This window comes from Pseudomonas sp. TH32 (assembly GCF_016650855.1).
Taxonomy (GTDB): Bacteria; Pseudomonadota; Gammaproteobacteria; order Pseudomonadales; family Pseudomonadaceae; genus Aquipseudomonas.
Genome location: NZ_JAEKFA010000002.1, coordinates 2,422,787 through 2,442,318, shown reverse-complemented (window position 1 = coordinate 2,442,318; position 19,532 = coordinate 2,422,787). Strand labels below are relative to the sequence as shown.

At 63.4% G+C, this 19,532-nt stretch carries 12 protein-coding genes and 2 pseudogenes; all 14 read left to right on the top strand.

Going from position 1 to position 19,532, the window contains the following annotated elements:
- Nucleotide 1 precedes the first annotated feature (1 nt).
- Nucleotides 2–808 (top strand): transporter substrate-binding domain-containing protein, encoded by an 807-nt coding sequence (locus tag JFV30_RS14835; protein WP_201124437.1) that lies wholly within the window; start codon nucleotides 2–4, stop codon nucleotides 806–808.
- Nucleotides 786–2,221 (top strand): annotated as a pseudogene (locus tag JFV30_RS14830) (FAD-binding oxidoreductase). Before JFV30_RS14835 ends, JFV30_RS14830 begins: the two are co-directional and overlap by 23 nt.
- A pseudogene (locus tag JFV30_RS14825) lies at nucleotides 2,218–3,428 on the top strand (aminotransferase class I/II-fold pyridoxal phosphate-dependent enzyme). Before JFV30_RS14830 ends, JFV30_RS14825 begins: the two co-directional pseudogenes overlap by 4 nt.
- Entirely contained in the window at nucleotides 3,425–4,159 is a 735-nt protein-coding gene (locus tag JFV30_RS14820; RefSeq protein ID WP_029615941.1) for an amino acid ABC transporter permease, read from the top strand. Before JFV30_RS14825 ends, JFV30_RS14820 begins: the two are co-directional and overlap by 4 nt.
- Complete coding sequence (locus JFV30_RS14815) at nucleotides 4,149–4,841, top strand: amino acid ABC transporter permease (RefSeq protein ID WP_201124436.1); 693 nt, start codon at nucleotides 4,149–4,151, stop codon at nucleotides 4,839–4,841. The genes JFV30_RS14820 and JFV30_RS14815 overlap by 11 nt, the downstream gene beginning before the upstream one ends.
- Entirely contained in the window at nucleotides 4,828–5,652 is an 825-nt protein-coding gene (locus JFV30_RS14810) for an amino acid ABC transporter ATP-binding protein (protein ID WP_003207489.1), read from the top strand. The genes JFV30_RS14815 and JFV30_RS14810 overlap by 14 nt, the downstream gene beginning before the upstream one ends.
- Nucleotides 5,653–5,668: 16 nt before the next feature.
- Complete coding sequence (locus tag JFV30_RS14805) at nucleotides 5,669–6,265, top strand: cysteine dioxygenase family protein (protein ID WP_010171652.1); 597 nt, start codon at nucleotides 5,669–5,671, stop codon at nucleotides 6,263–6,265.
- The gene (locus JFV30_RS14800) at nucleotides 6,262–6,909 is read left to right on the top strand and encodes a glutathione S-transferase family protein (protein WP_201124435.1); all 648 of its coding nucleotides are present in this window, start codon (nucleotides 6,262–6,264) and stop codon (nucleotides 6,907–6,909) included. The genes JFV30_RS14805 and JFV30_RS14800 overlap by 4 nt, the downstream gene beginning before the upstream one ends.
- A gap of 25 nt (nucleotides 6,910–6,934) precedes the next feature.
- Nucleotides 6,935–9,649 (top strand): cystathionine beta-lyase, encoded by a 2,715-nt coding sequence (gene metC / locus JFV30_RS14795; protein ID WP_201124434.1) that lies wholly within the window; start codon nucleotides 6,935–6,937, stop codon nucleotides 9,647–9,649.
- A gap of 108 nt (nucleotides 9,650–9,757) precedes the next feature.
- Nucleotides 9,758–10,258: a thiol peroxidase gene (gene tpx, locus JFV30_RS14790; protein WP_010171646.1), complete on the top strand. Its 501-nt coding sequence runs from the start codon at nucleotides 9,758–9,760 to the stop codon at nucleotides 10,256–10,258.
- A gap of 230 nt (nucleotides 10,259–10,488) precedes the next feature.
- Nucleotides 10,489–11,796, top strand: coding sequence for an MdtA/MuxA family multidrug efflux RND transporter periplasmic adaptor subunit (locus tag JFV30_RS14785; RefSeq protein ID WP_201124433.1), 1,308 nt, complete (start codon nucleotides 10,489–10,491; stop codon nucleotides 11,794–11,796).
- Complete coding sequence (locus JFV30_RS14780) at nucleotides 11,793–14,894, top strand: MdtB/MuxB family multidrug efflux RND transporter permease subunit (RefSeq protein ID WP_010171642.1); 3,102 nt, start codon at nucleotides 11,793–11,795, stop codon at nucleotides 14,892–14,894. Before JFV30_RS14785 ends, JFV30_RS14780 begins: the two co-directional genes overlap by 4 nt.
- Nucleotides 14,891–17,998 (top strand): efflux RND transporter permease subunit, encoded by a 3,108-nt coding sequence (locus JFV30_RS14775; protein ID WP_169388739.1) that lies wholly within the window; start codon nucleotides 14,891–14,893, stop codon nucleotides 17,996–17,998. The genes JFV30_RS14780 and JFV30_RS14775 overlap by 4 nt, the downstream gene beginning before the upstream one ends.
- Entirely contained in the window at nucleotides 17,995–19,473 is a 1,479-nt protein-coding gene (locus JFV30_RS14770; RefSeq protein ID WP_201124432.1) for an efflux transporter outer membrane subunit, read from the top strand. The genes JFV30_RS14775 and JFV30_RS14770 overlap by 4 nt, the downstream gene beginning before the upstream one ends.
- Nucleotides 19,474–19,532: the final 59 nt, after the last annotated feature.

The following is a 19,532-nucleotide window of genomic DNA, read 5'->3' as shown; positions in this document are numbered from 1 at the left end:
CATGCGATTGAAATCCCTGACCGTTCTCGGCCTGGCCCTGTGCGCAAGCCTGGCCCACGCCGACGCCACCCTCGACAAGATCCAGCAACGCCACGCCATCAGCGTCGGCGTGATTCTCAGCGGCCCGCCGTTTGGCACCATCGACCCCAAGACCGGCGAACACCTGGGCTACAACGTGGAGTTGGCCAAGGGCCTCGGCCAGGCGCTGGGTGTGGAGACCAAGACCGTTTCGGTACTGGCCCCCAACCGCGTGCAGTTCCTGCAGCAAGGCAAGGTCGATGTGCTGATTGCCAACATGCAATACACCGACGAGCGCGCCGAGATTCTCGACTACGTGCCCACGCCCTATGAAGAAGTCGGCGGCGCGGCGTTGATCCGCAAAGGCGCCGGCATCACCCAGTGGGCCGACCTCAAGGACAAGCCGGTGTGCGTGTCCCAGGGCAGCAACTTCATCAAGCCGCTGCAGGAAACCTACGGCGCGCAAATCAAGGCGTTCCGCAGCCAGTCTGAATCCCTGTTGTCGTTGCGTGGCAATGGCTGCGTGGCGGCGGTGCACGTCAGCCCGACCATGCACGCGTTGCTGGACGATGCCGAATGGTCCGGCTATGAGATCCCGTTGCCGGGAGATCTGATCCCTTCCAAATCGGTGATCTGGATCCGCAAGGGCGAACACGATACCCAGGCCAGGCTCGACGCCATCGTGCGCGACTGGCACCGCAGCGGCTGGTTGATCGCGCTGGGCGAACGCACCGGCATGGCGCCGTCCCAAGCGCTGCGTGATTTGCATGAGCAGTACAGCCATGAGTGAACCGCTATTTGCCACCCTGCGACAACTGCTCGGCACCGCCCATGTGCAGCGCAGTGACGAGGCCGCCCAGTACCTCACCGACAAACAGGGCCGCTACACCGGTCAGGTAATCGCCGTGGTGCACCCGGCCAATACCGAAGAAGTCGCCGCCGTGGTGCGTGCGTGTGTGGCCCTGGAGGCGCCCATTGTCGTCCAGGGCGGCAACACCGGCCTGATGGCAGGCGCCACGCCGGACGCCAGTGGCCGCGCGGTATTGCTGTTGCTCGACCGCATGAACCGGGTCCGCGTGATCGACACTGATAACGACACCCTGACCGTCGAAGCCGGCTGCATCCTGCAAAACGTCCAGGACGTGGCCCGTGAAGCCGGCCGGCTGTTTCCGCTGAGCTTGGGCGCCGAAGGCAGCTGCACCCTTGGTGGCAACCTCGGCACCAATGCCGGCGGTACTGCCGTGCTGCGTTATGGCAATACCCGCGAGCTGACCCTGGGCCTGGAAGTGGTGACCGCCGAAGGCGAAATCTGGAACGGCCTGCGCGGTTTGCGCAAGGACAACACCGGCTATGACCTGCGGGATTTGTACGTCGGCAGCGAAGGCACCCTCGGGATTATCACCGCCGCGACCCTGAAGCTGTTCCCGTTGCCCAAGGCCCAGGCTACTGCGCTGCTGGCCTTTGATGAATTGGCCCAGGCGGTTGCATTCCTGTCCCACGCCCGCGCCGGTTTCGGTGCGAATCTCACTGCGTTCGAACTGCTCAGCGCCGATTGCCTGGCACTGCTGCGCGAACAGTTTCCCGAAGGCCCGCAACCGTTCCTGAAAGCCAGCCAGCCCTGGTTCGCCTTGTTGGAACTGTCGGATAACCACGGTGAAGCCCACGCCCGTGAAGCCTTCGAAACCGTCCTCGGTGAAGCCTTCGAACAGTCATTACTGGCCGACGCACTGATCGCTGAAAGCCTGGCGCAAAGCGAAGCCCTGTGGCTGCTGCGCGAAAACATGAGCGAGGCGCAGAAGCGCGCCGGGCGCAATATGAAGCACGACATCTCGGTGCCCATCTCGCAAATCGTCGCCTTCGTCGCCCATACCGATGCGCTGTTGCAGACGCATTTTCCCGGGGTGCGCAACTTCACCTTCGGGCACCTGGGGACGGCAACCTGCATTACAACGTTGCCCATCCGCTGGACTCGACGGTGGACGAGCACATGCGAAACTACGCCGAACTGAGCCTGCTGGTGCACGACAGCGCCCACGCCCACGGCGGCTCCATCAGCGCCGAGCACGGGATTGGCCAGCGCAAGGTCGGCATGCTGGGCCGCTACAAAAGCCCGGTGGAGCTGGACCTGATGCGCCGCATCAAACGCGCCCTCGACCCGAAAAACCTGCTCAACCCGGGCAAAGTCCTGGAGGTGCAGCCATGACCGTTCGCCTGTCCAGGCGCGTGCAGCGGGTGTCGCTGTCGGCCAACGCGGCAGCCAAGTCCCGCGCCACGGAACTGCGTGACGCCGGCCGCGACATTCTTGACCTGACCACCGGCGAGCCGGATTTCGATACCCCGGAGCACATCAAGCAAGCCGCCTACGCCGCCATCGCCGCGGGCGCCACCAAATACACGCCGACACCCGGGGTAAAAGCCTTGCGCGTGGCGGTGCAGCGCAAGCTGGCCGGAGAAAACCACCTCGACTATTCGCTGCCCAGCATCGTGATCGCCAACGGTGCGAAACAGATCATCTTCAATGCCTTCGCCGCCACCCTCGACGAGGGCGATCAAGTGCTGGTACCCACGCCGTATTGGCCGTCGTTCCCCGACAGCGTGCGCTTCAACGGTGGCGAACCGGTGTTTATCGAGTGCGGGCTGGAGCAAGGCTGCAAGTTGCTGCCGGCGCAACTCGAGCAGCACATCAACGAGCGCACCCGCTGGCTGATCCTGAACGGCCCGGGCAACCCGAGCGGTGCGGTCTACAGCGAGGCTGAACTGCAAGCGCTGGGCGAGGTGTTGCGTCGCCATCCCCAGGTGCTGGTGCTGCTGGATGAGCTCTACGAACACATCCGCTTCGACGGTCGCCCGGCCCAGAGCCTGCTGAACGTCGCGCCGGATTTGCAGGACCGCTGCCTGTTGGTGGGCGGCGTGTCCAAGACCTACGCCATGACAGGCTGGCGCATCGGCTTCGGCGCCGGGCCGCAAACCCTGACCAACGCCATGGCGGTGGTGCAATCCCAATCCACCTCCGGTGCGTCTTCCGTCGGGCAGGCCGCCGCGTTGGCCGCCTTCACCGGCGGGCTGGGCTTTTGGCCGAGCAGGTGGCGGCCTATCAACTGCGCCGGGACCTGCTGATGATGGCCCTCGGCACCGTTGACGGCCTGGAAGTGCTTGAGCCTCAAGGCGGGTTCTTCGTGTTTGTGCGCTGCGCCGGTCTGCTCGGCCGCTACCGCCCGGACGGTCAGCCGTTGAAGGATGACGGCGATGTCGTCGCGTACTTGTTGGAGGAGGGCGTCGCCGGTGTGGCGGGCAGTGCTTATGGCCTGTCGCCGTGGTTTCGCCTGTCCATCGCCACGGCCACCGACAGCGTGGCCGAGGCCGGCCGCCGTATCGCGGTCGCCTGCGGCAAGTTGCGGGGCGTCGAATGAGTCATTGGCTGGAGATGTTTGTGCACTGGGCCGCCGGCATTGGCCTGAACTACAACTTCCTGCTGGATGCCTATCAGCGCGGCACCCTGGCGCAGGGCGCGTTGACCACCGTGTTGTTGTGCCTGTTCACCATCGTCGGCAGCCTGCTGGCCGGGATCAGCCTGGCGGCGCTGCTGACCTCGGGCAACCCATGGCTGGCCAAGCCGGCGCGGGTGTTTATCGAAGTCACCCGCAACACCCCGACCCTGGTGCAGCTGTACTGCGCGTTCCTGGTGTTGAACATGCTGCTGACCCAGGCGGTCGGCGCGGCCAACCCGCTGACGCCGTTTGCCTGGGTGGTGATCGTGATCTCCCTGCATAAAGGCGCGTTTCACGCCGAAGCCCTGCGCGCCGGCATCGAGGCGGTGCCTGCGGTGACGCTGGAAGCCGCCAGTTCCCTGGCTTTCAGCAGCCGCCAATTGCTGTGGAATGTGCAGTTGCCGTTGGCCTTGCGCTTTGCGTTGCCGTCGCTGATCAACAACCTGATCGACCTGGTGAAAATGACCGCCGTGGCCTCGGCCATTGCCGTGGGCGATATCACTTACGCCTCGATCATGATCTGGACCCAGAGCGACAACGTGCTGGAGCTGATGATTTTGATCCTGAGCTTTTTCGGCTTGCTGAGCTTTACCGTCAATTGTGTGGGGCGCTGGCTGGAAGCGCGCCTGAGGATGCCCGGCTATGGCCATTGATTCATTCCCGGTGCTGTCGGCGTTGCTGCAATGGTCGCCGGCGCTGGTCAGCGGTTTTGGCCAGAACATCCTGATCAGCCTGGTGGCGATCGGACTCGGCTCGCTGCTGGGCCTGATGGTGGGCGCGCTGGCCATGTCGCCCGTGCGCCTGCTGCGGTTGCCGGCGCGGGTCTGGGTGCAGGTTTTCCGCAACGCGCCGTGGCTGGTGCTGATCTATTTCACCACCTACGTGTTCCCGTTCGAGATCCATATCGGCAGCAGCTACGTGTCGTTCCCCGACTGTGTCAAGGTGACCATTGGCCTCGCGTTGCCGGCCAGCGCCAACGTGGCGGAGATTTTTCGCGGTGCCATCGGCTCGATCCCCAGCACCCAGTGGGAAGCCGCGCGTTCACTGGCGTTCACCCGTGGCCAGATCTTCCGCTCGATCATCCTGCCCCAGTGCTTCAAGCGCATGTTGCCGCCGTGGATGAACCTTTACGCGGTGGTCACCATGGGCACCGCCCTGGCTTCGCTGGTGGGCGTGCACGACGTGATCGACACCGCGCAGATTGCCAGCAACACCGTGAACATGACCGGCTTTACCGTGGTGATCTACCTCAGCTTGCTGGTGTTGTTCTTCGCCTATTGCTACCCGATTTCCCGTTTGACCCAACGCCTGGAGCGCCGTTATGCCTTCTATTGAACCCCTGGTCAGCCTGCGGGACTTGCAGCTGTCGTTCGGTGACAACCGGGTGCTCAAGGGCATCGATCTTGATGTGCATCGCGGTCAGGCGGTGTCGATCATCGGCCCGTCGGGCTCGGGCAAGTCGACCATCCTGCGTTGCATCACCGGCCTGTTGCAGCCCCAGCGCGGCACCATCCGCGTCGGCGAAACCCGGGTCGATACCCTGACCCAGGAAGCCCAGCGCATCGAGTTGCGCAAGCGCGTCGGTTTTGTGTTCCAGCAATACAACCTGTTCCCGCATTTGTCGGTGCTGGAAAACCTGGTGATCGCCCCGCGCAAGGTGCTCGGCCGCAACCGCGCCGACGCCGAGAAAGACGCGCGGGCGCTGTTGGCCAAGGTGCGCATGGAGCACAAGGCCGATGCCTATCCCGGCCAACTTTCCGGCGGGCAGCAGCAGCGGGTGGCGATTGCCCGCGCGTTGGCGATGCGCCCGGAACTGATTCTGTTCGATGAAGTGACCTCGGCCCTGGACCCGGAAACCGTCGGCGAAGTGCTGACGGTGATTCGCGAGCTGACCGAAGAGGGCATGACCTGCGTGCTGGTGACCCACGAGATGCGCTTCGCCGAAGAGATCAGCGACATCGTCTACTTCACTGAAAACGGCGTGATCGTCGAGCACGGCAGCGCCGAGCAAATCTTCCAGCGCCCCACCAGTGAACGCACCCAGGAATTCCTGCGCCATGCCTTGGGCGATCCGGGCCGCCGTCCGCCGATCGCCAACGATCCGTACCTGTTGACCAACCTGAGCCGCTACACCCTGTCTGTCTAATAAGAGGAACCTCGTCATGAGTACCGCAAACCGTGCCGCCGTTATCGAAGACTTCCTGCAGCAGATCCGCGTCATCAACCAGCGTGGCGTAGACCGCGCGGCCCTGGTGGAAATCGTCGGGCTGCTGGAAACCCTGGCCGAGCGCCGGGACCTGTTCAACTTCAGCGAATTCCCCGCACCGGTGCCGGGGCAGGGCAGTACTGCCTTCCGTTATCGCCTGAACGACGATGGCGACACACCGACCCTGTACCTGAACTCGCTGCTGCCGGGCAAAAGCACCATCCCCCACAACCATGAAACCTGGGCGATCATCAGTGCCGTTGAAGGCCAGGAGATCAACTACGTCTATGGCCGCAACGATGAAGGGCGTGACGCAGGCTTCACCACCCTGACCCTTGAGAAAGAGGTCATCGTGCAGCCGGGTACTTCCATCTCGTTCCTCGGTGAAGACCTGCACGGGATTCGCGTCGAGGGTGAGCAGCCGACCTTGCACTTCCACCTGTATGGCTTGCCGCTGGAGTCTCTCAATGGCCGTTATGGCGTTGAAGCCGACGGCCGGATTCTCAACTACAACGCCTCGCAGATGGCCCCGTCGATCAAGGCCTACGCATGATCGACCTGTATTACTGGCCTACCGGCAATGGCCTGAAAGTCGGCATCCTGCTTGAAGAGCTGGAAGCAGAGTACCGCCTGATTCCGGTGAACATCCGTGAAGGCGCGCAGAAGCAGGAAAGCTTCCGGCGCATCAGCGCGAACGGGCGGATTCCGGCGATTGTCGACCACAGCCTTGAAGCACCACTGAGCCTGTTCGAGTCCGGGGCGATCCTGAATTACCTGGCCGACCAGGCCGGGCGTTTCCTGCCGCCCGCCGGCACCGCCGAGCGCCAGAAAGTCCAGGAGTGGCTGTTCTGGCAGGTGGGGCATATCACCCCGTACCTGAGCCAGTTGCAGCTGTTCAAGGAGAAGGCGCCGGAACCGATTCCCTTCGCCCTGGACCTGCTGAACGCCGAAGCCGCGCGCCTGTATCGGGTGCTGGAGCAACGCTTGGCCGAGGTGCCGTACGTGGCGGGCGAGTACTCGGTGGCCGACATGGCGATCTTCCCGTGGATCCAGCCCCTGCGCCAAGGCCAGGACCTGGCGGACTACCCGAACATCCAGGCCTGGCGCTTGCGGATCAAGGCGCGCCCGGCGGTCCAGCGGGCCTACGCCAAGGGGCGTGAAGTGGCCGCTGGCGAGCGCTCGTTGGCCTTGCAGTAATTCATCTCTTTTTTGCGGGACTTTCATGAGCCAGACCATCACACCCGGGCAATTGCAACAATGGCTGTTCGACGGCCAGGAAATCGCCCTGTTCGACGTACGCGAGCACGGCCAATACGGCGAGGCCCACCTGTTCCACGGGGTGAACCTGCCCTATAGCCGCCTGGAGCTGGAGGTGCAGCGCCTGGCGCCGAATCCTCAGGTGCGCCTGGTGATTTACGACCAGGACGGCGGCGAGGTGGCTGCCCGGACAGCGCAGCGCTTGCAGGCGTTGGGTTACAGCAATGTGCATGTGCTGCAAGGCGGCGCGGACGGTTGGCAGGCAGCGGGCCTGCAACTGTTTGCCGGGGTGCATGTGCCGTCAAAAGCCTTTGGCGAGTTGGTGGAAGAGGCCAGCCACACGCCCCACGTCACCGCGCAGCAACTGGCGGACTGGCAGGCCAAGGGCGAGCCGCTGGTGGTGCTGGACGGCAGGCCGTTCGATGAGTACCGCAAGATGACCATTCCCGGTTCCATCTGCTGCCCCAACGGTGAACTGGGCTACCGCGTGCACGACCTGGTGCCGGATGAGACCACACCGATCGTGGTCAACTGCGCCGGTCGTACCCGCAGCATTATCGGCGCCCAGACGCTGATCAACCTCGGCGTGAAGAACCCGGTCTATGCGCTGGAGAACGGCACTCAGGGGTGGTACCTGGCGGATTTCAAGCTGGAGCATGGCAGCACCCGGCGGTATGCCGATCAGGTCTCCACTGATCTGGTGCAGCAGCGCGAGGCTGCCCGGCAATTGGCCGCGCGGGCAGGGGTGGTCACTGTTGGGGCGGATCAGGTTCGCCAGTGGGCGCAAGATCTGTCCCGCAGCCTGTTCCTGTGTGATGTGCGCACCGCCGAAGAGTTTGCCGCCGGCAGTTTGCCGGGGGCGCAACATACCCCAGGCGGGCAGTTGATCCAGTCCACCGACCTGTACATCGGCGTGCGTCAGGCGCGGGTGGTGCTGGTAGACAGCGACGGCGTGCGTGCGCCGATTGTCGCCAGTTGGCTGCGGCAGTTGGGGCATGAGGCGTATGTGCTCAAGGACGGTGTCCAGAGTGGCCTGGCGTTACCGGTCAGGCAGGCTGTGCCGTTCAAGGCGTTGCCATTGATCTCGGTGCAGGCGCTGGCCGATGCCCTGAAAGACGATGCCGTGGACCTGGTGGACCTGCGCCCGAGCATGACCCATCGCAAGGGCCGGATTGCCGGTTCGCGCTGGTCGATTCGCTCGTTGTTGGCCGCCGGTGCGCGACCGTTGGTGCTGCTGGCGGATGACCCGGCGCTGGCCGCGTTTGCTGCGCTGGAGTTGGGCGAAGAGGTGCGCGTGCTCGACGGAGGCTATGCCGCCTGGGTCGCAGCCGGTTTGCCGGTGACCGAGGACGCGCAGACGCCCGCGGATAATCAGTGCATCGACTTCCTGTTCTTCACCCACGACCGCCACAGCGGCAACAAGGATGCCGCCCGCCAATACCTGGCCTGGGAAATCGGCTTGTTGGCGCAGATGAGCGAGGCGGAAATCGCCAGCCTCAAACCGTTGGCGCCCGTATCGCGCGTGCGCACCCGGCTGATTCATGCGGCACGTACCGAAGGCGGCAATGGAGGCCGGGCGGTGAACGTCCCCATCACCCGTTTGAGCACCGTGCTGTTCGACAACCTCGCCCAGATGCGTGACGCGCGTTCCCGGCGCGACAGCGAGCGTGTCCTGAGTTACGGCGCGCGTGGCAACCCCACCGCGTTCGCCCTGGAAGATTTGGTCACCGAACTCGAAGGCGGCTATCGCACGCGGCTGTATGGCACCGGCCTCGCCGCTGCGGCGCAGACGTTCCTGGCCTACCTGCGACCCGGCGATCATGTACTGATCACCGACGCGGTGTATTCCCCGGTGCGCAAGCTGGCTCGTGAGTTCCTGCAGCCATTCGGCATCGAAGTCAGCTACTTCACCCCGGACGGCAGCGGTCTGGAAGCGCAGTTACAGGCCAACACCAAAATGGTCTATGCGGAAGTGCCGGGTTCGCTGCTGTATGAACTGTGTGACCTGCCCGCGATAGCCGCACTGTGCAAGCCGCGCGGGATTCTGCTGGCGGTGGACAATACTTGGGGCTCGGCTTACCTGTACCGCCCGCTGGCCTTGGGCGCCGACATCTCGATCATGGCCCTGACCAAATACCTCGGCGGCCACAGTGACGTGATGATGGGCAGTGTCTGCACCAGCGAAGCAGCATGGCCGGCCCTGGCGAAAATGAGCGACACCTTTGGCAATGCGGTGAGTGCCGACGATGCCTACCTGATCCTGCGTGGCGCGCGCACCCTGGCTTCCCGGCTGGACGTGCACGAGCGCCAGGCGCTGAAGATTGCCCAATGGTTGCAGGCGCAGCCGCAGGTCAAGCGGGTGTTTCATCCGGCCTTGCCCGAGCACCCTGGCCATGCGCTGTGGAAGCGCGACTTCAGCGGCAGTAACGGTTTGCTGTCGTTTGAACTCACCCGCGCGGATGCCGGTTACGTCGAACGGTTTATCGACGGCTTGCAGCTGTTTGGCCTGGGTGCGTCCTGGGGCGGTTTTGAGAGCCTGGTGACCCTGGCCGACACCCAGGATCGCCAGAGCGCCGCCGACCGTGGACTGAACCCCGTGGTGCGTCTGCATGTGGGGCTTGAGGATGTGGAGGCGTTGATCGAGGATTTGCAACGGGGGTTCGTGGCGGCGGGGCGTTGAGTCCCGCTCCATGACAATTTGCGTCCGACCATAGGTGCCAATCGAACTTTGTGTTTAACTTCGGCACCTGAAATTCGTTTCACTACCACCACTAGAAGGATTCCGTTCATGGCTCAAGTTACCCATAAAGGCAACCCTATCCAGGTCGACGGCGACTTGCCACAAGTCGGCGCCAAAGCGCCAGCCTTTACCCTGACTGCTGGCGATCTGTCGGACGCGACTCTGGCTACCTTTGCCGGCAAGCGCAAAGTGCTGAACATCTTCCCAAGCATCGATACCCCGACTTGCGCGACTTCGGTTCGCAAGTTCAATGCCCAGGCCAACAGCGTGGACAACACCGTGGTGCTGTGCATTTCCACGGACCTGCCATTTGCCCAGGCACGCTTCTGCGGCGCCGAAGGCCTGGAAAACGTGAAGAACCTGTCGGACTTCCGCGATGCCGGCTTTGCCGTTGACTACGGAGTTGCGATCGCCGCAGGCCCGCTGCGCGGCCTGACCGCCCGTGCCGTCGTCGTGCTGGACGAAAATGACAACGTGCTGCACAGCGAGCTGGTCAGCGAAATCGGCCAAGAGCCGAACTACGAAGCAGCCCTGGCTGTTTTGAAGTAACTGTTACTACGCATTACTGTCGTTTTGCAGTAACACGCGTGATGCAGTATTACGGCCTGGCCTAGTCCAGGCCGTTTTTATTTGTGCTTCAGAGGCTTAGTCAGATAGCGAATGGACTAAGCAAATAAGTTAAAAGTTGTAATCCAAGGTAAATAGCCGGTAAAGGCGCTTTTCTTAACGCGCCCCAGTGCTTATCTTTCAGCCTCCCAAAGAAGAAGCTCTCGCGCCCAATGGTTGATCACTCCATGCAATCCACCCCTCGTCACTCCCGCCGCTGGCTGTTCGGCCTCCTCGTGCTGCTGGTCATTGCCGGCCTGTGCTGGAAATTCTGGCCTGGCAGCCACAAAGACAGCGCCGAGAAGAAGCCCGCCGGGCATGCCGGCAAGTCGGGCATGATGCGTCCGGGCTTTGGTGGTTCTACCGGCCCGGTGCCGGTGCGCGTGGCGCCTGCGGTGCTGGGTGAGTTCCCGGTGTACTACAAGGCACTGGGCACGGTCACCGCATTGAACACCATCAATGTGCGCAGCCGGGTAGGGGGAGAACTGGTCAAGATCGCCTTTGAAGAAGGGCAGATGGTCAAGGCCGGTGACCTGCTGGCGGAAATCGACCCGCGCAGTTACCAGAATGCCTTGCTCCAGGCCCAGGGCACGTTGCTGCAAAACCAGGCCCAGCTGAAAAACGCCCAGGTCGACGTGCAGCGTTATCGCGACCTGTACGCCCAGGACAGTATCGCCAAACAAACCCTCGACACCGCCGAAGCGCTGGTGCTGCAGTACCAGGGCACGGTCAAGACCAACCAGGGCGCGGTGGATGACGCCAAGCTCAACCTCGAATTCACCAAGATCCGCGCCCCGATCACCGGGCGTGTCGGCCTGCGTCAGGTGGACGTGGGCAACCTTGTGGCGGCCAACGACACCACCTTCCTGGCAGTGATCACCCAGACCCAACCGATCAGCGTGGTCTTCACGTTGCCGGAAAACACCCTGGAAACCGTACTGGCGCGTTATCACGCCGGCAACAAGCTGCCGGTGGAAGCCTGGGACCGTGGCGATGTGGCCCTCAAGGCCAGTGGCGTGTTGCAGAGCCTGGACAACCAGATCGACGTCACCACCGGCACCCTGAAATTCAAGGCGCGGTTCGATAACAAGGACCAGGCGCTGTTCCCCAACCAGTTCGTGAACGTGCACCTGCTGGCCGACACCCTGCATAACGTGGTGCTGGCGCCGTCGGCGGCGATTCAGTTCGGCAACACCGGCACCTTTGTCTACGTGCTGGATGGCGACAAGAAGGTCAAGGTACGTCCGCTGGTGATTGGTGATTCCGACGGCGACAACACCGTGATCAAGCAAGGCCTGGCCGCCGGCGACCGCGTGGTGCTGGAAGGCACCGACCGCTTGAAGGACGGCAGTGAAATCGAAGTGGTCAACGACAGCAGTGAAGTGCCGACCACCCCGACCGAACACCTCCAGGGCCAGCCGGCAGCCAAGACGCAGCAAGGCCCGGCTGATGCCGGCAAGGCGCAAAAGGGCGGCGCATGAACCTCTCGCGGCTGTTCATCCTTCGCCCGGTAGCCACTACCCTGAGCATGCTGGCCATTGTTTTGGCCGGCGTGATCGCCTACCGCCTGTTGCCGGTCTCGGCCTTGCCCCAGGTGGACTACCCGACCATCCGGGTGATGACCCTGTACCCCGGCGCCAGCCCGGACGTGATGACCAGCGCGGTGACGGCGCCCCTGGAGCGTCAGTTCGGGCAAATGCCCGGCCTGACCCAGATGGCGTCCACCAGTTCCGGCGGCGCCTCGGTACTGACCCTGCGGTTCAACCTCGACATCAACATGGATGTTGCCGAGCAACAGGTACAGGCCGCGATCAACGCCGCCACCAACCTGCTGCCCAAGGACCTTCCGGCACCGCCGGTGTACAACAAGGTCAACCCGGCGGATACCCCGGTGCTGACCCTGGCCATCACCTCCAAGACCATGCTGTTGCCCAAGCTCAATGACCTGGTCGACACACGCATGGCGCAAAAAATCGCGCAGATCAGCGGCGTCGGCATGGTCAGCATTGCCGGTGGCCAGCGCCAGGCCGTGCGGATCAAGGTCAACCCCGAGGCCCTCGCGGCCAACGGCTTGAACCTGTCGGACGTGCGTACCCTGATCGCCGCCTCCAACGTCAACCAGCCCAAGGGTAACTTCGACGGCCCCACCCGGGTGTCGATGCTCGACGCCAATGACCAGTTGGTCTCGCCCAAGGAATACGCCGAGCTGATCCTGGCCTACAACAACGGTGCGCCGTTGCGGCTCAAGGATGTGGCGCAGATTGTCGACGGCGCCGAAAACGAACGCCTTGCAGCCTGGGCCAATGAGAACCAGGCGGTGTTGCTGAATATCCAGCGCCAGCCCGGGGCCAACGTCATCGAGGTGGTGGACCGGATCAAGGCGCTGTTGCCGAGCATCACCGACAACCTGCCGGCGGGCCTGGACGTGACGGTGTTGACTGACCGTACCCAGACCATCCGTGCCTCGGTCAAGGACGTGCAACACGAATTGCTGATCGCCATTGCCCTGGTGGTGATGGTGACGTTCCTGTTCCTGCGCCGCTTCAGCGCGACCCTCATTCCGTCCATCGCCGTGCCACTGTCCCTGGTGGGCACCTTTGGGGTGATGTACCTGGCCGGCTTCTCCATCAATAACCTGACGCTGATGGCCCTGACCATCGCCACCGGCTTTGTGGTGGACGACGCCATCGTGATGCTGGAGAACATCTCCCGCTATATCGAGGAGGGCGAGACGCCGATGGCGGCTGCGCTCAAGGGCGCCAAGCAGATCGGCTTCACCCTGATTTCCCTGACCCTCTCGCTGATCGCAGTATTGATCCCGCTGCTGTTCATGGCTGATGTGGTCGGGCGTTTGTTCCGTGAGTTCGCCATCACCCTGGCGGTGGCGATCCTGATTTCCCTGGTGGTGTCCCTGACCCTGACGCCGATGATGTGCGCGCGGTTGCTCAAGCGTGAACCCAAGGAAGAAGAACAGGGACGCTTCTACAAGGCCAGTGGCGCCTGGATCGACTGGCTGATCGAAGCCTACGGGCGCAAGTTGCAGTGGGTGCTCAAGCACCAGCCGCTGACCTTGCTGGTGGCCATCGCCACCCTGGGCCTGACCGTGGTGCTGTACCTGGTGGTGCCCAAGGGTTTCTTCCCGGTGCAGGACACCGGTGTGATCCAGGGTATTTCCGAAGCGCCGCAGTCGATCTCCTTCGCGGCCATGAGCCAGCGCCAACAGGAGCTGGCGAAGATCATCCTCGAAGACCCGGCGGTGGAGAGCCTGTCCTCCTATATCGGGGTGGACGGTGATAACGCCACCCTCAACAGTGGCCGCCTGCTGATCAACCTCAAGCCCCACGGCGAACGGGACCTGAGCGCGGCGCAGATCATCACGCGCCTGCAGCCGCAACTGGACAAACTGGTGGGCATCCGCCTGTTCATGCAGCCGGTGCAGGACCTGACCATTGAAGACCGCGTGAGCCGCACCCAATACCAGTTCAGCATGTCCTCGCCGGACGCCGAGTTGCTGGCCCTGTGGAGCGACAAGCTGGTGCACGCCCTCAGCCAGTTGCCGGAACTCTCCGACGTTGCCAGCGACCTGCAGGACAAAGGCCTGCAGGTGTACCTGGTGATCGACCGCGACGCCGCTTCGCGCCTTGGCGTGACGGTATCGACCATCACCGATGCGCTGTATGACGCCTTCGGCCAGCGGCAGATTTCCACCATCTATACCCAGGCCAGCCAGTACCGCGTGGTGCTGCAGGCCCAGTCGGGCGAAACCCTCGGCCCGGCCGCCCTGAACCAGATCCACGTGAAAACCACCGACGGCGGCCAGGTAAGGCTGTCGAGCCTGGCCCATGTGGAACAGCGCCAGGCACAGTTGGCGATCGCGCATATCGGCCAGTTCCCGGCGGTGATGATGTCGTTCAACCTGGCCCCCGGCGTGGCGCTGGGCAAGGGTGTGGAGCTGATCAACCAGGCCCAGAAAGACATCGGAATGCCAGTGGGCGTGCAGACCCAGTTCCAGGGCGCGGCCCAGGCGTTCGAGGCGTCGCTGTCGAGCACCTTGCTGCTGATCCTGGCGGCGGTGGTGACCATGTACATCGTGCTGGGGGTGCTCTACGAGAGCTACATCCACCCGATCACCATTCTCTCGACCTTGCCGTCGGCAGCGGTAGGGGCCTTGCTGGCCTTGCTGCTCAGTGGCAACGACCTTGGGATGATCGCGATCATCGGCATCATCCTGCTGATCGGCATCGTGAAGAAGAACGCGATCATGATGATCGACTTCGCCCTCGACGCCGAGCGCAACCAGGGCCTGGACCCGCAAACCGCGATCTATCAAGCGGCGCTGTTGCGTTTCCGGCCGATCCTCATGACCACCCTGGCCGCGCTGTTCGGTGCCGTGCCGTTGATGCTCGCCACCGGTTCCGGTGCTGAGTTGCGCCAGCCCCTGGGCCTGGTGATGGTCGGCGGGTTGCTGGTGAGCCAGGTGCTGACCCTGTTCACCACACCGGTGATCTACCTGTATTTCGACCGCCTGGGGCGTCGCTGGCGCAAAGAGCCTGTGCGCCTGGAGCCGGTTGAGTCATGAACCTGTCCGGACCTTTCATTCGCCGGCCGGTAGCGACGATGCTGCTGAGCCTGGCGATCATGTTGCTGGGCGGCGTGGCGTTCAACTTGCTGCCGGTGTCGCCGTTGCCGCAGATCAACTTCCCGGTGATCGTGGTCTCGGCCAGCCTGCCCGGGGCCAGCCCCGAGGTCATGGCCTCCACGGTGGCGACGCCGCTGGAACGCTCCTTCGGCGCGATTTCCGGCATCACCACCATGAGCAGTTCGTCGAGCCAGGGTTCGACCCGGGTGATTCTCGCGTTCGACTCCAACCGCGACATCAACGGCGCCGCCCGGGAAGTGCAGGCCGCGATCAACGCCTCGCGCAACCTGCTGCCCAGCGGCATGCGCAGCATGCCCACCTATAAAAAGATCAACCCGTCCCAGGCGCCGATCATGGTGCTGTCCCTGACCTCGGACGTATTGCCCAAGGGCCAGTTGTACGACCTGGCCTCGACCATCCTGTCCCAGAGCCTGTCCCAGGTGCCGGGCGTAGGTGAAGTGCAGATCGGCGGCAGCTCCTTGCCCGCCGTGCGTATCGAACTTGAACCCAAGGCCCTCGACCAGTACGGCGTGGCCCTGGACGATGTGCGCAACACCATTGCCAATGCCAACGTGCGCCGGCCCAAGGGCTCCCTGGAAGACAGCGAGCGCAACTGGCAGATCCAGGCCAACGACCAGCTGGAAAAAGCCAAGGACTATGAGCCGCTGCTGATTCGCTACCAGAACGGCGCGGCCCTGCGCCTGGGGGATGTGGCCAAGATCAGCGACGGCGTGGAAGACCGCTACAACAGCGGCTTCTTCAACAATGATTCGGCGGTGCTGCTGGTGATCAACCGCCAGTCCGACGCCAACATCATCGAGACGGTCAAGCAGATCAAGGCCCAGTTGCCGGCGCTGCAGGCGGTGCTGCCGTCCAGCGTCAAGCTGAACCTGGCCATGGACCGTTCGCCCGTGATCACCGCGACCCTGCACGAAGCCGAGATGACGTTGTTGATCGCCGTGGCGCTGGTGATCCTGGTGGTGTACCTGTTCCTCGGTAACTTCCGTGCTTCGTTGATTCCTACCCTGGCGGTGCCGGTGTCCCTGGTGGGCACGTTTGCCGTGATGTACCTGTTCGGCTTTTCCCTGAACAACCTGTCGCTGATGGCGTTGATCCTCGCCACCGGCCTGGTGGTGGACGATGCCATCGTGGTGCTGGAGAACATTTCCCGGCATATCGACGAGGGTGTGCCGCCGATGAAGGCAGCGTACCTGGGGGCCAAGGAAGTCGGCTTTACCTTGCTGTCGATGAACGTATCGCTGGTGGCCGTGTTCCTCTCCATCCTGTTCATGGGCGGGATCGTCACCAGTTTGTTCCGCGAGTTTTCCATCACCCTGGCGGCGGCCATTATCGTCTCGCTGGTGGTGTCGCTGACCTTGACCCCGATGCTCTGTGCCCGGTGGCTCAAGCCCCACGTCCCGGGGCAGGAAACCGGTTTGCAGCGCTGGAGCGAGAAGGCCCACGCGCGCATGGTCGCCGGTTATGCCCGCAGCCTCGACTGGGTGCTGCGCCATCGGCGCCTGACCCTGCTCAGCCTGTTGGTGACCATTGGGGTCAACGTGGCCCTGTATGTCGTAGTGCCGAAAACCTTCATGCCCCAGCAGGACACCGGCCAGTTGATCGGTTTTGTGCGCGGTGATGACGGGCTGTCGTTCGGCGTGATGCAGCCGAAGATGGAGATCTTCCGCCAGGCCGTGCTGAAGGACCCCGCGGTGCTGAGCGTGGCCGGCTTTATCGGCGGCAACAACGGCACCAACAACGCGGTGATGCTGGTGCGGCTCAAGCCCATCAGCGAGCGCAAGATTTCTGCCCAGGGAGTGATCGAGCGTTTGCGTAAAGACGTGCCGCTGGTGCCGGGCGGGCGGCTGTTCCTGATGGCCGACCAGGACCTGCAATTTGGTGGCAGCCGCGACCAGACCACTGCGCAGTATTCCTACATCCTGCAAAGCGGTGACCTGGCCGCCTTGCGCCTGTGGTACCCGAAAGTGGTCGCCGCGTTGCGCGAGTTGCCGGAGCTGACCGCCATCGATGCCCGCGAGGGTCGCGGCGCCGCGCAGGTGACGCTGATTGTCGACCGTGACCAGGCCAAGCGCCTGGGCATCGACATGAGCATGGTCACGGCGGTGCTGAACAACGCCTACAGCCAGCGGCAGATTTCCACGATCTATGACAGCCTCAACCAGTATCAGGTGGTGATGGAGGTCAACCCGAAATACGCCCAGGACCCGATCACCCTCAATCAAGTGCAGGTCATCACCTCCACCGGCGCGCGGGTGCCGCTGTCGACCATTGCGCACTACGAAAACAGCCTGGCCGATGACACCGTGCGCCATGAAGGTCAGTTCGCGTCGGAAAACATTGCGTTCGACATGTCCCCCGGCGTCACGGTAGAGCAGGGCACGGCCGCCATCGAGCGGGCGATTGCCAAGGTCGGCCTGCCGGAAGACGTGATCGCGAAGATGTCCGGTACCGCCGATGCCTTTGCCGCCACGCAAAAAGGCCAGCCGTTCATGATCCTTGGCGCGCTGGTGGCGGTGTATCTGGTACTGGGGATCCTCTACGAGAGCTACATCCACCCCCTGACCATTCTCTCGACCTTGCCTTCGGCAGGTGTGGGTGCGCTGCTGTCGATCTACGTGCTGGGGGGCGAGTTCAGCCTGATCTCGCTGCTGGGGTTGTTCCTGTTGATCGGGGTGGTGAAGAAAAACGCGATCCTGATGATCGACCTCGCGCTGCAACTGGAGCGCCACGACGGCATGAGCCCGCTGGAGTCGATTCGCGCGGCCTGCCTCGTGCGGTTGCGGCCGATCCTGATGACCACCCTGGCCGCGATCCTTGGTGCCTTGCCATTGCTGCTGAGCACCGCCGAAGGCGCGGAAATGCGCCAGCCCCTGGGCCTGACGATTATCGGCGGCCTGGTGGTGAGCCAGATCCTGACCCTTTACACCACGCCTGTGGTTTACCTTTATCTCGACCGCCTGCGCCACCGTTTCAACGGTTGGCGCGGAGTGCGTACCGATGCTGCCCTGGACACTGCGCTATGACCGATTCAACGTTTCCCGCTGTGCAACGCCTGGCCTTGACGCGCGGCTCCAAGCTGCTGAGCCTGGCCCTGTGCGGCGTGATGCTCAGCGCCTGCGCTGTCGGCCCGGATTACAAACGCCCCGAGTTGACCGAGCCGGCCCAGTACAAGGAAGCCGAGGGCTGGCGTCAGGCAGCCCCCAGCGACTCGTTGGCCCGCGGCGCCTGGTGGGAGTTGTACGGCGACCGGCAGTTGAATGAGCTGGTAGAAAAACTCAACAGTGCCAACCAGACCGTGGCCCAGGCGGAGGCGCGCTATCGCCAGGCTGCATCGCAGGTGCGCAGTGCCCGTGGGGCGTTCTTCCCGACCGTCGACCTGAGTGCCACCAAAACCCGGGCCAGCCAGGGCACTGGCAGCAGTAACGCCAGCCTGAGCAGTTCCAGCAGCGGTATCCGCGACACCCTGAACACCCAATTGGGCGTGAGCTGGGAAGCCGATATCTGGGGCAAATTGCGCCGCGGCCTGGAAGCCAATGAAGCCAGCGCCGAAGCCAGCGCCGCGGACCTGGCGGCAATGCGCCTGAGCCAGCAGTCGGAACTGGTGCAGGATTACCTGCAACTGCGGGTCATGGACGAACAGACCCGTTTGCTGCAAGCCACGGTAGACACCTACCAGCGCTCCCTGCAAATGACCCAGAACCAATACCGCGCCGGTGTCTCGGGCAAGGACGCCATCGCCCAGGCCCAGACCCAGCTGAAAAGCACCCAGGCCAGCATGATCGACTTGATCTGGCAGCGCGCACAGCTGGAAAACGCGATCGCCGTGCTGATCGGTGTGCCGCCGGCCAACTTCAACCTGGCGGTGAGCAAGGACATTCCGGCCCTGCCGCAGATTCCGGTGAGCCTGCCGTCGCAACTCTTGGAGCGCCGCCCGGACATCGCCCAGGCCGAGCGCTCGGTGATTGCCGCCAACGCCAATATCGGCGTGGCCAAGACCGCCTACTACCCGGACCTGACCCTGAGCCTGGCCGGTGGTTATTCCAGCAGCACCTACGCCGACTGGATCAGCCTGCCGAACCGCTTCTGGTCCGTGGGGCCGAAACTCGCCATGACCTTGTTTGACGGTGGCCAGCGTTCGGCCGAAGTCGACCGTGCCGAAGCGTCCTATGACGAAACCGTGGCCAAGTACCGCCAGACCGTACTCGACGGTTTCCGCGAGGTGGAAAACTACATGGTCCAGCTCAAGGTCCTGGAAGACGAGGCGGTGGTCAGTAACGAGGCCCTCGACGCCGCCCGGGAATCCCTGCGCCTGACCCAGAACCAATACAAGGCCGGTTTGATCGCGTATCTCGATGTGGTCACCGTGCAAGCCACGGCCCTGAGCAACGAGCGCACGGTGCTGACCCTGCTGCAAACCCGGCTGGTTGCCAGTGTGCAACTGATCGCTGCATTGGGCGGTGGCTGGGATGGGCAGATGCAGTTGAGCGACAAGAAATAGGCACCGGTCTGGCAGGTGTTCGGGCTTGTTTGGGAGCGGGCTCGCTCGCGAAAGCGGTG

Excerpts from the sequence above, each read along its gene's own strand:
- JFV30_RS14785 (WP_201124433.1), top strand. The coding sequence starts at position 10,489 with ATGGTTGATCACTCCATGCAATCCACCCCTCGTCACTCCCGCCGCTGG.
- JFV30_RS14805 (WP_010171652.1), top strand. The coding sequence starts at position 5,669 with ATGAGTACCGCAAACCGTGCCGCCGTTATCGAAGACTTCCTGCAGCAG.
- JFV30_RS14800 (WP_201124435.1), top strand. The coding sequence starts at position 6,262 with ATGATCGACCTGTATTACTGGCCTACCGGCAATGGCCTGAAAGTCGGC.
- JFV30_RS14815 (WP_201124436.1), top strand. The coding sequence starts at position 4,149 with ATGGCCATTGATTCATTCCCGGTGCTGTCGGCGTTGCTGCAATGGTCG.
- JFV30_RS14775 (WP_169388739.1), top strand. The coding sequence starts at position 14,891 with ATGAACCTGTCCGGACCTTTCATTCGCCGGCCGGTAGCGACGATGCTG.
- JFV30_RS14820 (WP_029615941.1), top strand. The coding sequence starts at position 3,425 with ATGAGTCATTGGCTGGAGATGTTTGTGCACTGGGCCGCCGGCATTGGC.
- JFV30_RS14770 (WP_201124432.1), top strand. The coding sequence starts at position 17,995 with ATGACCGATTCAACGTTTCCCGCTGTGCAACGCCTGGCCTTGACGCGC.
- metC (WP_201124434.1), top strand. The coding sequence starts at position 6,935 with ATGAGCCAGACCATCACACCCGGGCAATTGCAACAATGGCTGTTCGAC.
- JFV30_RS14810 (WP_003207489.1), top strand. The coding sequence starts at position 4,828 with ATGCCTTCTATTGAACCCCTGGTCAGCCTGCGGGACTTGCAGCTGTCG.
- JFV30_RS14780 (WP_010171642.1), top strand. The coding sequence starts at position 11,793 with ATGAACCTCTCGCGGCTGTTCATCCTTCGCCCGGTAGCCACTACCCTG.
- tpx (WP_010171646.1), top strand. The coding sequence starts at position 9,758 with ATGGCTCAAGTTACCCATAAAGGCAACCCTATCCAGGTCGACGGCGAC.
- JFV30_RS14835 (WP_201124437.1), top strand. The coding sequence starts at position 2 with ATGCGATTGAAATCCCTGACCGTTCTCGGCCTGGCCCTGTGCGCAAGC.